Consider the following 15,129-nt stretch of genomic DNA (forward strand, 5'->3'; position numbering starts at 1 on the left):
GTCAGCGCCTCCCCGTGGTGATGTGCAGGTCGAGCAGCGAGCCGGCGTCGTCCGGCGGCCCGGGGTCGGGCCCGGGATCAGGTGTGAGGGCCGGGGCGGGGTCGCGTTCCAGCCAGAGCCGCCTGCGCCGGAAGACCGGCGCGGGCGCGGGCTCGCGTTCCCGCCGCGCGCGCAGCCGCGGATCGAGCTCGCTCAGTACGAGGTGCGCGTTCGTCCCGCCCAGCCCGAACGAGCTCACGCCCGCGACCCGCGGCGAGGGCCACTCCCGTGTCTCGGTGGCGGGCTCGAAGGGCGAGGCGCCGAAGTCGAAGCGCGGGTTGGGCCGCTCGCACGACAACGTCGGCGGGATCCGCCCGTGCTCGACGGCCAGCGCCGCCTTGATCAACCCGGCGATCCCGGCCGCGCTGAGCGTGTGCCCGATGTTGCTCTTCACGCTGCCGATCGCGCACGTGCCCGGGTCGCCGCCCTCGCCGAACACCCGCGTCAGGGCGCGCAGCTCGATGGGGTCGCCGATGAGGGTGCCGGTGCCGTGCGCCTCGATCAGGCCGATCTCGTGGGGGGCGCGACCGGCCGCCGCGAGGGCCCGGCGGACCACGTCGGCCTGGGCCTCGGGGTTGGGCGTGGTGACGCCCATGGTGCGGCCGTCGTTGTTCACGGCGACCGCCTCGATGACCGCGTGCACCCGGTCGCCGTCGGCCAGCGCCGCCCGCAACGGCTTGAGCAGGACGACCCCGCAGCCCTCCCCCGGCACGAACCCGTCGGCGCGCTCGTCGAACGTGTGGCACCGGCCGGTGGGCGACAGCGCCTTGGCCGCGCTGAGCTGGAGGTAGTCGTTCTCGTCCAGAAGCACCTCCACACCGCCCGCCAGGGCGACCTCGGCCTCCCCGGCGAGCAGGCTCTGCGCGGCGAGCTGCACGCCGACCAGCGAGGACGAGCAGGCGCTGTCCACGACGAGGTTCGGGCCGCGCAGGTCGAAGTGGTGGGCGACCCTGGCCGCGATGAAGTTCTGGTCGGAGGCGAGCCCGCCCGGCCGCACGCCGACCCGCCGCCCGTAGTCGGACATGCGGGCGCCGGCGAACACACCGGCGCGGCGTCCGCGCAGCTCGGCGGGCTGGTATCCGGCGTCGGCGAGGCAGGCGGCGCAGCACTCCAGAAACAGGCGGATCGCCGGGTCGAGGGCGCGGGCCTCGTCCTCGCCCAGGTCGAAGTAGTCGTTGTCGAAGTCCTCGATGCCCTCGACGAAGCCGCCCCACTTGCTGACGCTGCGCCCGAGTGCGGGCTCGGGGCTGTAGAACTCGCGGTGGTCCCACCGGGAGGCGGGCACCTCGCGTACGTCGCACCGGCCCGCGACCAGGTTCCGCCAGAACGCGGCCACGTCGGGAGCGCCGGGCAGGCGGCAGGCCATCCCGATGATCGCGATCCTGCGGTCCTCAGCCGACGCTTCGACGGCGACGACCTCCGGGGCAGGCTCCGGGACGCTCTCCGGGGCAGGCTCCGGTGTGGCCTGGGTGGGCTCGTCCGGGAGGCCCAGGTGGTCGCGGAGCTGGTCCAGCGTCGGATGGTCCAGCAGCAGCGACGGTTCCAGGCTCTCCCCGAGCCGTTCCTCGATGCGCTGCACCAGCTCGGCCAGCATCACCGACTCCACCCCGAGGTCACCGAACTCCGCCGCCGGATCCAGCGCGTTCACGGGGATGCCGATCGTCTCGGAGAACAGGACGGCCAGCCAGTCGGGCCCCGCAGATCCGGCGTCCCGCGCGGGCTCGGGGGCCGTACGGCGCTCGGCCCGTTCCGGCAGCCTGACCAGCGCCGGTACGTCCACCTCCGCCCCGGCCGGCGGGCACGGCAACACGGTCGCGCCGCGCGGGAGCCCGATCACCCGGTCCAGCACGCGCAGCCCGTCCCGGTCGGCGAGGGCCGCGAGGCCGACGGGCTCGCAGACGTTCGGCTTCCCGCGCGCGCCGCCGGACTCCCGCCACTGCGGCCAGTCGACCGAACGGAACTCCGGCCGCCCGGACCGCCGCCCGACCCCGGTGTAGAGGTCGAGGAAGGTGTTGGCGGCGGCGTAGTCCGCGACCCCGGCGGCCAGGGCGGGCACGGCGGCGCAGACGGAGGAGAAGGTGACGAAGAAGGCCGGACGGTCCTGCGCGCACGCCTCGTCCAGCGCCTCCAGGAGGTCGGCCTTGGGCGCGAGCACGGCACGCAGGTCGTCCTGGGACTTGTGGGCCAGCGACGGGCGGCCCTGGCTGGAACGTCCCGCGCAGTGGACGACGCCGCCGATCGGTCCCAGCTCGCGCCGTACGCCCTCCAGGAAGGCGGCCAGCCCGGACGGCGGCCCGGTGTGCACGACCACCCGGGCGCCCATACGTTCCAGGCCGAGGACGGTGGCGACGGACTCCTCGCCGGAGCCGTCCCACTGGTCGCGCGGCGGCAGCGGCCGGACGCCGAGCAGGGCGAGCCGCCGCGCGCCGCGTCCGGCCAGGTGGCGGGCCACCAGCGCGCCCAGGCCCCTGGTTCCGCCGCTCACGACGTAGACGGCCTCGGGGTCGAGGTCCGGCTCCGCGTACGGCGCGGGCAACTCCCGCAGACCGGGACGGAAACGTCCGCCGTCCCGGTGACAGACCTCCCCGTACGGCTCGTCGGCCGCCCACTCGGCCCGGATCTGCGGGGCAGAGGGCCGGTCGCTGTCCAGCACGGTGGCCTTGACCGTCGGGTACTCGGCGGCGAGCATCCGTACGAACCCCGCCATCCGCGCCCCCGCCAGGCTCGGCCGGGCGCCGTCGAGGTCCAGCAGGCCGCTGGTGACGTGCAGGATCGTGAGCGGCTGCCGCCTGGCCAGGGCGTCCTGGAGGGTGGCGAGCCGTTCCAGCTCGCGGCCCGGGTGGGCCTCGCCCAGGTCGCACAGGTCGATCCAGCCGGTGAACCCGTCCGGGACCGGGTCACCCTCGCGTATGAGCACGACCTGCTCGCCCAGTGACCGGGCCAGCTCCTCCGAGGCGTCGTTGAACAGGCACACCACGCCGCCGCCGCCCAGCGTGCCGGGGTCGGGCGCGGGACGGTCGCAGGCCGTCCAAACCCGCTCGAAAAGCGGCGTCTCAGGACCGAGCGGCTCGGAGGTGGTCGGCTCGGGACCGATCGGCTCGGGGGACGCGGCCGGTTCGAAGGGCCAGCACCGCATCCGGTCGAACGGGTACGTCGGCAGCCCCACCACGCGGGCGCCCGGGGGCGGCGTCCAGTCCACGTCGCCGCCGTCCACCCAGTGCCGTCCCAGCTCAAGCAGGTCGTCCGGCCGCACGAGGGGTGGGGCGGCCGGGCGTACGCGGCCGTGCAGGATGTCGGCGGGCTCCGACCGGGCGAACCGCTCCAGCCGTTCGCACAGCTCCCCCACTTCGGTGGCGACCAGCGCGAGCCGCTCGCGCAGCGGCTCGCGTCCGATCTGGAGGGTGTGGGCGACGTCGGCGAGGCGTTCGGGCGTGGCGCGCAGGTGCGCGGCCAGCCGCCCGGCCATGACGCGCAGCCGCTTCTCGTCGTGCGCCGACATCACGACCAACTGCGCCCCCGCCTCGCCCGCACCGGCCTCAGGGGGTGGGGGTTCCTCCAGCACCGCGTGTGCGATCGTGCCGCCGGCGCCGAAGGAGCTGATGCCCGCCCGCCGGGGCGCGCCGCCGGGCCCCTCGGGCCAGTCGGCCGCCTCGCGCTGCACGCGGAAGGGGATCTCGTCCCAGCGGATGTCCGGGTTGAGCTCGTCGGCGTGCAGGGACGGCGCCAGCCGCCGGTGCCGGAGCTGGAGCACGATCTTGGTGAGCCCGGCGATGCCGGCGCCCGACTCGACGTGCCCGAGGTTGGACTTGACCGACCCGATCGGGATGCTCCCCTGAGCCGCCCCCGCCTGCCCGAAGACCCGCATGAGGGCGTTGATCTCGATGGGGTCGCCGAGCGCGGTGCCCGCGCCGTGGCATTCCAGGTAGCCGATGCCGGCGGGGTCCACCCCCGCGTCGGCGAGCGCGCGGGCGACGAGTTCGCCCTCCTCGACCGGGCTGGGCACCACCCAGCCGTTCGTACGGCCCGAGTGCACCACGGCGGTGCCCCTGATCACGGCGTGGATGCGGTCGCCGTCCGCCTTCGCCCTGGACAGCGGCTTGAGCAGGACGGCCCCGGCCCCCTCGGCGGGCACGAAGCCGTCCCCGCCCGCACCGAAGCTGTGACAGCGCCGGTCGCCGGCCGTCAGCCGCATCCGGGCGTGCTGGACGAACTTGTTCGGGTGCAGGTTGAGGTTGACGCCGCCGGCGATGGCCAGCTCGCACTCGCCCTGGCGCAGCGACCGTACCGCGAGGTGCAGGGCGGCCAGCGACGACGAGCACATCGTGTCGACCGACATGCTGGGCCCCTTGAGGTCCAGGTGGTAGGAGACGCGGTTGGCCACGCCGCCCAGGGTCGCGCCGGTGTCCTGGGGCGTGCCGCGCAGGCTCTGCTCGACGCCGAAGAACGGGTACTCGTTGTACATCACACCCGCGTAGACGGCCACGTTCGATCCGTGCCGGTCGCGCAGGCGGGTGCGGGGGTAGCCGGCGTCCTCCAGGGCTTCCCAGGTGACCTCCAGGAAGACGCGTTCCTGCGGGTCCATGAGGGCCGCGTCGCGCGGGGTGATGCCGAACAGCAGCGGGTCGAAGTCGGTCACGCCGTCGAGGAAGCCGCCCCACATCAGGTCCACGGGCCAGCCGTCGCGGGTCCGGCCGTCGGGGACGCGGGAGAGCGAGTGCCGCCCGGCCGCCAGGTTCTCCCAGAACGTCGCCAGGTCGGGGGCGTCGGGGTAACGCCCGGCGATCCCGATCACGGCCACCGCGCCGTCGTCGTCAGGCTCGGTGGTTCCCGGCCCCGGCCGTCCAGGGCTCGCGGGCTGCTCGGAGGGCTCGGGTCGCTCGGGTCGCTCGGAGGGCTCGGGGCGTGGGGCGGGGGTTCGGGCGGAGAGGGCGGCGGCGACCCCGGCGAGGTCGCCGTGCTCGAAGAAGAGCGTCCGCGACCGTTCCCCAAGGTCTTGTTCCAGCCGCGCGTTGAGCAGGCCGATCTGGTACGACGTCAGCCCGTACTGCTCCAGCGGCACCCGCACCCCCAGCCGGTCGGCGTCGATGCCCGAGACCTCGGCGTAGACGCCCTTGAGGTACTCCTCCATCTCCCCCGTCTCGACCCGGGCCGCGACCGGCTCCGCCCGCTCGATCCAGTACGGCTCCCCCTCGGACGGACCGGCGGGCAGCGCCACCCGTCCGGGCGGCTCCGGCCAGAACCGTTCCCAGTCGACCTCCTGCCCGGCCACCCAGGCGGCGGCTGCCTCGGCCTCCTCCGTACCCCCGCCGGGGTGAGCGGCGTCGCCGGTGAGCACGGACGGATGCGCCCTGCCCGCCGCGAACGCCTCCAGCCCCTCGCGCAGCCCCGCCACGTCCCGGCAGACGACGGCGAGCCGATGCGCGAGCGCGGCGCGCCCGGTCTGCGTGGTGTACGCGACCCGGCCGAGCCCCGGCTCCCCGGCCCCGGAGGCCGCTCCGGCCTCGGCGGTCCCGGCGGCGAGGCGGCGGACCGCGGTCACGAGTTGCTCCCCGGTCGCGGCGGAGACCAGCACGGCGTGCTCCCGCCCGTCGCCGGGCACACCACCCGGGGACTCCTCCGGCAGGGGCGCGCGGACGACGGCGTGGGCGTGCGTGCCGGTCGCCCCGAAGGCGTTGACCAGCGCCCGGCGCCGCTCGCCGGTCCACGGCCGCGGCTCCTCGGGCACGGTGACCGCGTCGGTGGGCGGCTCCGCGAGGAGGGTCGGCGCGAGGCGTCCGTGCCGGATCTGGAGCAGCACCTTGGCGAGCTGGGAGGCTCCGGAGGCGGCTTCGAGGTGGCCGATGTTCGGCTTGAGCGTGCCCGCCGCGACCGGCTCGGCGCGTGCGCCGAAGACCTCGGTGAGCGCCTCCGCCTCGGCCGCGTCGGCCAGGGCGGCGCCGGCCGCCGCACACTCGACGTAGGAGATGTCGCCGGGTCCGGCGCCGGCCCGGTCCAGCGCCTGGCGCATGGACTCGGCCATGGCCGTGGCACTCGGCGCGGTGAAACGCCCGGTACGTCCGGTGTGCGCGACCCATGTGGCCTCGACCACGCCGTGCACGTCGTCCCCCGCCCGGACGGCGTCCGCGACGGGCCGCAGCAGGAAGGAGCCGACGCCCTCGCCCACGGTCCAGCCCGGCCGGTCGGCGTCGAACGCGGCGGCCCCGGCCTCCTCGGCCAGCAGGCCGAGCCCGGCCAGCAGCCCGGCGTGGTAGGGGTCGGCGAGCAGGTTGACGCCCGCGACCACGGCCGCGTCGCAGTCGCCCGTACGGATGGCCTGGGCGGCCAGGTGCAGGGCGGTCAGCGTGGAGGAGCACGAGGTGTCCACGGCGATGCTCGGCCCGGTGAAGCCGAAGAAGTACGAGACGCGGTTGACCATGTCGGACGCGGTCGCCGAGACCACCGCCGGGCCGCCCGCGCGCCAGGCGGCGGCGCCCGCGTGCTGGTAGTCGTGCCACATCGAGCCGACGAAGACGCCCACTCTGGGGGCGGTCGCGTGCAGCGAGGCGGGGGTGTGCCCGGCGTGCTCCAGGCATTCCCAGACGCTGTGCAGGAGCAGCCGGAGCTGCGGGTCGAGCGTCACGGCCTCCTGCGGCGAGATGTGGAAGCGCAGGCTGTCGAAGCGGTCGATGTGTTCCAGGTAGCCTCCGGGGCGCTCGCCTCTGGGGTTCGGGCCGAGGCTGCGGGCGCCGGTGCGCAGGTTGTGCCAGAAGCCGTCCAGGTCGTCGGCGCCGGGGTAGCGCCCGGCCATGCCGATCACGGCCAGCCCGGCCGGCCGCGTCGCGGGGCCGGGCGCGGTCGCGGTCGCGGGGACGGGCTCGGCCGCCGTCGCAGGGGCGAACGTGGGGGCGGTGCCGCCGGTCGCGTGGTCGGCGGGGCCGCCCAGAAACGCCTGGAGGAAGTGGTGGCCCTCGTCGAGGTCGAACTGGTCGCGGATGCGGTCGAAGGCCACGTCGCCGATGGGACAGAGCCCGATGCCGCAGGCCGCCTGGCCGGTCATCAGGAGTTGCCCGAGGTAGCCCGCCTCCAGGGTCAGGTAGCGCAGGCTCTGCTCGCCGTACAGCGGCTCGATGCCCTTGGTCTGGCCGATCAGGTAGAGGGTGAAGCCTGCGCGGTCGTACAGGTCGCGGTTGTAGACGAAGTGCACGGAACGGTCGTTCTCGGGGCGGGCGTTCACCAGCTGGAGGGCGTGCTCGTTCGGGTTGTAGTAGTAGACGCCCTCGGCGACGCCGTCGATCGCGCCCCTGGTGACGTGCAGGTACGCCTGCACGGCGTACGTGTCCCCGGCCGACGGGTACAGGTGGCGCGCACGGTCGCCGAGCCGCCGCTCGCGCAGCAGGCTGAGCAGCCGGCACAACGACCGGTACGGCAACGAGCCGGGCCCGAAGTCGCGTACGCTGGCCCGCCACGCGAAGTGCTCCTCGGGCACGTCGATCCGGTCCAGCCGGATGAGGGTGGCGTCCGGCTCCAGCGGGCGCAGGTTCCACCGTCCCGCCTTGAACGCCTCCCGGTCCTCGGCCGAGAAGAAGTCCACCTCACCGGGCACGGCGGGCTCTTCGGAGACGGCGGGCTCTTCGACGGGACGTCTCTCGGGCGGTTGTTTCCGGGCGGGGGGCCCGGTGGGGGCGCCCGCGACGGCGGCGATGCCCATGACGGTCGGGTTCTCCAGGAGCAGCGCCACCGGGACGCGCCGGCCGTACCGCTTCCGCAGCGCCTTGGAGACCTGGACCATGGTGAACGACGTGACGCCCTGGTCCCACAGGTCCTGCTCGGCATCGACCTCCTCGACCCCGAGCAGCTCGGCGAACAGCTCCGCGATCTCCGTCACCACCTCCTCCCCCACGCCCTCGGGCTCGGGCTCGGCTTCGGGAACAGGGTCGGGCGCCTGGGCGGTGAGCGGCCAGGGAAGCGCGTCGCGGTCCAGCTTGCCGTTGGAGGTGGCCGGGAACGTACGCACGAACGCCACATGGTTGGGCACCATGTACGCCGGCAGCGTCCCGGCCGCGTGCGTGCGCAGTTCCCCGACGTCGGGCTCCGCGCCCTCGGCCATCACGTACGCGACCAGCTTGCGTTCCCCCGAGCGGTCGTCACGGGCCAGGACGACGACGTCCCGTACGCCCGGGTGCTGCCGCAGCCGGTGCTCGATCTCGCCCAGCTCGACCCGGAACCCGCGGATCTTGACCTGGTTGTCGGCCCGCCCGAGGAACGTGATGTTCCCGTCGGGCAGCAGCGCGGCCCGGTCGCCGGTCAGGTACATGCGACCGCCCGCGAACGGGTCCGGCACGAACCGCTCGGCGGTCAGCTCGGGCTGGTTGCGGTAGCCGAGGCTCAGGCACCGGCCGCCGATGTACAGGTCGCCCTCCTCCCCTTCCGGGCAGGGCCGCCGGTCCTCGTCGAGGATGTGGTAGAGGGCATCGTCGATCGGCCGCCCGTACGGGATGCTCCGCCACGACGGGTCGATCTGCCCCACCTCGTACCAGTTCGACCAGACGGTGGCCTCGGTCGCGCCGCCCAGGCTGACCACCCGCGCCCGCGGGAAGGTGGCGCGTACGGCGTCGGGCAGCGGCAGCGGCGTGTAGTCGCCGCTGAGGAAGACCAGCCGCAGGTCGCCGGTGCCCCGCTCGCCCTGCCGCTCGGCGAGCAGCGGGGCGAGCTGGTTGAGCGTCGTGGGCGCGGAGTTCCAGAACGTGACGGGCTCGTCGATCAGGACGTCCAGCAGCAGCTCGGGATCACGCTGCTGGCCCTCGTCGGCGATGTAGAGCGAGGCGCCCCGGCCGAGCAGGCCGAAGATGTCGAACACCGACAGGTCGAAGCCGAGCGAGGTGACGCAGAGCCCGACGTCGGACTCGTCGAAGTCGAACGTGCGGTAGCACCAGTCGAGCAGGTTGAGCAGCGGCCGGTGGCTGACCTCGACGCCCTTGGGCTTGCCTGTGCTGCCCGAGGTGAAGATCACGTAGGCGAGGTCGTCCACGGTGTTGACGAGGGGCGGGTCGCCGCGGTCGTCCGTGCCGTCGTCCTCGCTGTCGTCCAGCTCGACGGCGCGCACGCCGTCGGGCATGGCCCAGCCGGACGTCTCCGCGCGGGTGAGCACGATCCGGGCGGCGGCGTCGTCCAGCATGACGGCGGCCCGCTCGTCCGGCAGCGACGGCTCGACGGGCAGGTACGCGCCGCCCGCCTTGAGAATCCCGAGGACGGCGGCCACCATGTCCGGCCCGCGGCACAGGCGCACGCTGACCACCGTCCCCGGCCCCACGTCCAGCTCCTTCAGCCGCCAGGCGGCGGCGTTGGCGCGGCGGTTCAGCTCCCCGTACGTCATGGTGCCGCCGGCGTGCCGCAACGCGACCGCGTCGGGCCGGGCGGCGGCCTGCCGCTCGAACAGCCGGTGCGCCGGGCGCAGCCGGTCCTCGAAGGCCGCGAACAGCTCGGCGAGGTCGGGGAACTCCGGCTCCAGCGCGTCCCAGTGGTAGTGCAGCCGGTCACCCTCCCTGATGACGATGCAGTCGAGCGCGACGTCCGGGGTGTAGGTCAGCCACGGCCCGGCCTCGACGCCGTCCGGCAGCGGGTACGCGGTCAGGTCGAGGGTGCTGGTGTAGACGACGGGGAAGGCGTACGCGCGGTGGCGGCGTTCCCGCATGACGTGGCCGCGCAGGGTGGCCAGGCCGGTCAGGGCGCCGTTCGCGGCGTCGGCGGCGATCCGGTCCGGGTAGGACTCCTCGTCGGTGACCCAGCTCAGGGCGGTGAACTCGCCGGGGCGCAGCGGCTCGGACTCGGCGGTCCAGCGCACCACGGACACGCTGAACGGGTCGGGGAACCGCCTGCCCAGCGCGCCGGCCAGGGCGGCGAAGACGGTCTCGTCGGAGACGGCGGCGACGCTGCCGCTCAGCCGGACGCGACGCGCGGGCGTCGTCGCCACCTCAGGCCCGGGCGGCAGGTCGCGGAAGCGCTCCTGCCAGTACCCATCCCCACGCGGCCCCGCCGGAGCGCCCCCCACCTCGTCGGACGGGCGCGCCTCGACGGACGGCCCCGCCTCGTCGGACGCCCCGACCGCAGGGGACGGGCGTGGGTCGGCGGAGGGGTCGGCGTAGAGCCTGAAGAGCTCGCGCAGCACGATGTGGATGCTCCGCCCGTCGAGCACCGTGAGGTCGACGGCCGCGTGCACCGTCTCGCCGCTGACCCGCAGCTCCCACTGCGGCCAGCGGCCCAGCGGGAAGGCCCGCCCGGCCATCTCCTCGGCCGTCCGCTCCGCCGACGCCGTCCGCTCCGCCGACGCCGGCTGCTCGTCATCGGCCCCACCGGTCTCGGGGATGTTCCAGTTCTCCGGCGCGCGCGGTCTGACCCGTAGCGTCCCGTCGTGGGTGACCTCCGAGCGCAGCGCGTCGTAGGCCGCCACCAGCCGCAGCCAGGCCCGTTCGAGCCGGTCCCGGTCCAGGTCGCGGACGTGGAAGCTGTGGTAGACCTGGCAACCGTCGTACCGGCACGAGCCGCCCGCGCGGGCCACGTAGTACGCCTTCTGGAGCTCGTTGAGCGGCCGGGTCTCCGCCTCGCCGGTGTCGGCCGCGAGAGCACGCAGCGCGTTGGTGAAGCGGGCGAACAGCGCCTCCGGCTCGCCGGGCGCGAAGCAGCCGGGCACGAGGTCCCAGCGCAGCCGCAGCTCGCCGTCGAGCTCCCACATCTGGTGGTCGAGCGCGACGCCTGAGGTCTGGCTCAGCGCGTACGACACCGGCGGCACGGCCTCGTCGGGCCGGGCGTCCAGCAGGCTGGTGAACACGACGGGCAGCGCCGTACGCGCGCGCAGCTCCCGCATGACGGTCACGCCGGGGACGGCCGCGTGGCCGAGGTCGCGCCACAACCGCCGGTGCACCTCGCGGACGGCCTCCTCCAGCGGCTCGCCGAGCGTGCTCTCCACGGCGAACACGGCGGTGCCGGTGAACGGCCCGACCACCTCGTCCACCTCGCGCGGCAACCAGGCGCGGCCGGTCGTGGTGACGGCGAGGGAGCAGTCCTCGCCCCTGCCGACCGTCTCGGCGAACAGGGTGAGCACGAGGGCGGTCGGCGAGACGTCCAGCTCGGCGGCCCTGGCGCGCAGGGCGCTCCACTGGGCGGCGGTGAGCGAGCCGGTCAGCGCGGTACGCGGCGACCCGTCCGGCGTCCGGGCGGCGGGGCCGGGCGGCAGGTCCGTCAGGCGCTCCCGCCAGTAGTCCAGGTCCTCCTGGTGGCGGGGGCCGCGCCGCTGGGCCTCCAGCGCCAGCAGGCAGTCGCGCACGGAGTGACCGGCCTCCTCCAGGCGATGTCCGGGGTCGCGGTAGCAGTGCCACCAGTCGCGCATGAGCACGTCGAGCCCGCGACCGTCGGTCACGCTCGCGTCGATGCCGAAATGCACGGTTCCGGGCGTGGTGACCTCGACGGCGAACGGCGGCCAGACGCCGGGCTCGTAACGCCGGTGGGCGAGGCGTTCGCGGGCGCCGGGCTCGTCCACCGGCAGGTCCCAGGAGGGGGCCCGCTCCAGCACCCGCTGGCTGCCGTCGTCGCCCAGCTCCAGGCGCAGGGCGTCGTGGTGGTCGACGACGCGCTGCCAGGCGGCGCGCAGCCGCTCGGGGTCCACGCCGGGCACCTCGAACTCGCGGTAGACCTGGCAGCCGACCGGGTCTGGGGTGGCGTCCTCGTCCGCGCCCATGACGTACGCCTGCTGCAGGGGCGTCAGGGGGAACGGCTCGTGCCGCTCGCCGGGGGCCGCCTCGATCACCGGCCCGGCCGGGACCGTGCCCTCCGCCGTCCCGGCCGCCTCGGCGATCAGCTCGGTGATCAGCTCGGCCAGCTCCGCCGGTGTCCCGCAGCCGCCCAGCCGCTCGACCGGGAAGTCGAGCGAGAACTCCCGCTGGATCTCGAACCACACCCGTACGGCGGAGATCGAGTCGAGTCCGCTGTCCTTGAGTGAAGCGTCGGGGGTCAGGTCCGCGCCGCCGGGCAGCACCTCGGCCAGCAGTCGGACGACCGTCTCCGTCACGCGCTCGTTGTGCTCCATGAGCCTCCTCCCTCTCTGCGAAGTTAGTGAGGAGGCCGGGCCCTGCCTGCTCAAGACTGAGCAGGCGCCGGCGGACGATCGGACGTAGCTTTCGGACCATGCCTGGTTCCTGGATAGCGGGCGGAGAGCCCAGAGCCGACGCCCGGATGAGACTGTTCTGCTTCGCGCACGCGGGAGGCGGTTCGGCGTTGTTCCGCAAGTGGGAGGAGCACCTGTCGCCGGACATCGACGTCTGCCCGGTGGTGTTGCCGGGGCGCGAGTCGCGTATCCGTGAGCGGCCCTACAACCGTATGGAGCAGCTCGTGGGGCCGCTGTCGGAGGCGATCGAGCCGTACATCGACCGGCCCTTCGCGCTGTTCGGGCACAGCATGGGCGCCGTCGTGGCCTGGGAGACGGCCCGCCGGTTCCCGCCCGCGGTGTTGTTCGTGTCGGGACGCCGCGCGCCGCAGCTCCCGACGCGCCGCCGCCGCTTCACCGACCTGTCGCAGGACGAGCTGCTGGCCGAGCTGGGCAAGCTGAACGGCACGCCGTCCGAGGTGATGGACCAGCGCGGCCTGCTGGAGGTGTTCCTGCCGAGCCTGCGCGCCGACTTCGAGCTGAACGAGTCGTACACGCCGCTGCCCGGCACCCGCCCGGACTGCCCGATCTCGGCGCTGCTGGGCGACGCCGACCCGGAGGTGGACCCGGACGAGATCACCGCCTGGGCCGAGGCCACCGGCGGCGGCTTCACGCTGCGCGTGTTCGGCGGCGACCACTTCTACCTCAAGGGCCCGCGGCCCGAGGTGCTGGCGGCGATCCAGGAGGACCTGGACCGCCACCTGCTGAACGTCTAACCGTCCTTCGTCAGGTCGCGCAGCCGGGCTTCGAGCAGTCCGGCGGCGGCCTCCATCAGCCGGTCGGCGATGACGTCCACGTGCCTGGCCCGCCAGTCGGCCAGCTCGGTGCCGGCGACCCACCGGTTGAACGCGCCCATCGCGGGCCCGCAGTGGACCTGGTAGTCCACCTGCCGTCCGGCCTCGCCGCGCAGGGCCAGCCTGATCGTGTGCACGAAGTACCAGCGGAACACCAGCGCCATGCGGTGCTTGGGGTCGCGCTCGGCGCGGGCCAGCTCACCCGGCCTGCGCGCGGCCAGGAACGCCCGCGTCTCCTCCCACACCTCCTCGAAGGAGCGGCGGAAGAACTTGTCCTGGATGGTACGCCTGGTCCGCTCGTCGATCTCCTCCAGCGAGCCGTGCCGGCGGTAGAGCTGGTAGAGCTGGCCGGCCCGCGCCGGGAAGAGTGTGCCCTTCCTGGCCACCTGCGCCTGCGCGCCCGTCTCGAACATGTCGCCGGCGGGGGCGTAGGCGGTGTCCTGCACGTCGAGCCCGGCGAGCAGGTCCTTGACGGCGTCGGACGTGCCGGCCTCAGGCGTGCACTGGTTGACGCTGCCGGTGACGATGAAGTCCGCGCCGAGCACGAACGCGGCGGCGGCGGCCTCCGGGGCGCCGATCCCGCCCGACGCGCCGACCCTGATGCGTTTGGCGTAGCCGTGCGCGGCCATCTCCTCGTCGCGCAGCCGCAGGATCGCGGGCATCAGCGCGTACGGCGAGCGCCCGTCGGTGTGCCCGGCCGAGTCGGCCTCGACGCAGACGTCCCCGCTGACCGGCAGCTCGGCGGCGACCCGCGCCTCGGCCTCGGTCAGCGCCCCTTCGCGGACGAGCCGGTCCAGGATGTTCGGCGGCGCGGGCCGCATGAACGCGGCGGCGACCTCGGGCCTGGAGACCTTGGCCAGCACGTGCCGTACGGCGACCGGCCGACCGGCGGCGTCGTGGTGGGCGCCGCTGTAGCGGTAGCGGACGAGGGGCGCGGTGATCCGGGGATAGGCGGCGGCCTCGACGTGGCGTACGTCGCGGCGGAGCAGCAGGTCGACGGTCTCGCGTTCCAGGCCCTCCTCGTCGAAGCCGTAGAGCAGGTTCACGCCGTACGCGCCGTCGGGTCCGAGGCCGTTCTCGATCGTGTCGAGGGCCTTGCCGATCTCGTCCGTGGTGAGGCCGCCGGCGCCGAAGAAGGCCATCAGCCCGGCCCGGCCCATCCTGATCACGAGGTCGGCGGAGGCGATGCCCTTGAACATCGATCCGGCCAGGTAGGCGTGGCGGACACGGTAGTCCGCGCGGAACTCGGCCGAGCCGAGCGAGATCCCGGGCTCCGGCGCGGCGGGCGTCTCGACCGGGTGGCGTCTGGTGACCTCCCACAACTTGCCGAGCACGTCGCCGGGGCCGATCTCCTCCAGCTCGCGCACGCCCCGGCCCATCAGGTAGCGCAGGCTGTCCACCCAGCGGACCGGGTTGCAGATCTGGCGGCGCAGCAGCCCGGCCGCCTCGGCCACCTCGTACGGGCGTCCGGTCACGTTGGAGATGACGGGCACCCGCGGCTCGGCGATGTGGACGCCGTCCAGCGCCTCGGCGAAGGCGGCGGCGGCCGGTTCCATGTAGCGGGAGTGCGAGGGCACGCTCACGCTCAGCGGCACCCATTTGCCGGGGACGTCGCGGCTGAGCGCGTCCAGCTCGTCCTTGGGGCCGGCCAGGACCACCTGTTCGGGGGAGTTGTAGTTGGCGATGTCGACGCCGGTGCCGGCGAGCAGCTTCTCCAGCCGTTCCGGCTCGGCGCCGAGCACCGCCGCCATGGTGCCGCCGCTCGCCTCGGCCATCAGCTCACCCCGCCGCTTGACCAGGGCGAGGCCGGTCTCGAAGTCGAAGCAGCCGGCCGCGAACAGCGCCGCGTACTCGCCCAGGCTGTGCCCGGCCAGGTAGTCCGGCCGGTCGCCCGCCTCCTTCCTGGCCAGGTAGCTCAGGGCGTTGACCGTGAAGAGGGCGGGCTGCACGTAGCGGGTCTGGCGCAGCCGTACGGGGTCGTCGCACAATTCGGCGACGGAGTAGCCGAGGATCTCGTCGGCGCGGGCGCACAGGTCGGGGTACCGCTCCAGGACGCCCGTACCCATGCCCTTGCGCTGCGACCCCTGACCGGGGAAAACCCACACGACGGACATCAGGCGC

At 74.3% G+C, this 15,129-nt stretch carries 3 protein-coding genes; 1 reads left to right on the forward strand and 2 read right to left on the reverse strand.

All coding sequences use genetic code 11. The features are described 5' to 3' along the window. Window position 1: 1 nt before the first annotated feature. On the reverse strand, window positions 2-12,097 hold the full coding sequence (locus IEZ27_RS55020; RefSeq protein ID WP_268246084.1) for an amino acid adenylation domain-containing protein: 12,096 nt from the start codon (window positions 12,095-12,097) through the stop codon (window positions 2-4). A gap of 98 nt (window positions 12,098-12,195) precedes the next feature. On the opposite strand from IEZ27_RS55020, the gene IEZ27_RS25050 reads away from it, so the two are divergent. Continuing rightward, window positions 12,196-12,930: a thioesterase II family protein gene (locus IEZ27_RS25050; protein WP_189649476.1), complete on the forward strand. Its 735-nt coding sequence runs from the start codon at window positions 12,196-12,198 to the stop codon at window positions 12,928-12,930. On the opposite strand, the gene fabD is transcribed toward IEZ27_RS25050, so the two are convergent. Then, complete coding sequence (gene fabD, locus IEZ27_RS25055; protein ID WP_189649477.1) at window positions 12,927-15,122, reverse strand: ACP S-malonyltransferase; 2,196 nt, start codon at window positions 15,120-15,122, stop codon at window positions 12,927-12,929. The genes IEZ27_RS25050 and fabD overlap by 4 nt on opposite strands. Window positions 15,123-15,129: the final 7 nt, after the last annotated feature.

This window comes from Nonomuraea spiralis, from assembly GCF_014648435.1.
Lineage (GTDB): Bacteria > Actinomycetota > Actinomycetes > Streptosporangiales > Streptosporangiaceae > Nonomuraea > Nonomuraea spiralis.

What these genes read in the sequence shown, in the direction of transcription:
- IEZ27_RS55020 (WP_268246084.1), bottom strand. Translation starts at nt 12,097, where the DNA reads ATGGAGCACAACGAGCGCGTGACGGAGACGGTCGTCCGACTGCTGGCC.
- IEZ27_RS25050 (WP_189649476.1), top strand. Translation starts at nt 12,196, where the DNA reads ATGCCTGGTTCCTGGATAGCGGGCGGAGAGCCCAGAGCCGACGCCCGG.
- fabD (WP_189649477.1), bottom strand. Translation starts at nt 15,122, where the DNA reads ATGTCCGTCGTGTGGGTTTTCCCCGGTCAGGGGTCGCAGCGCAAGGGC.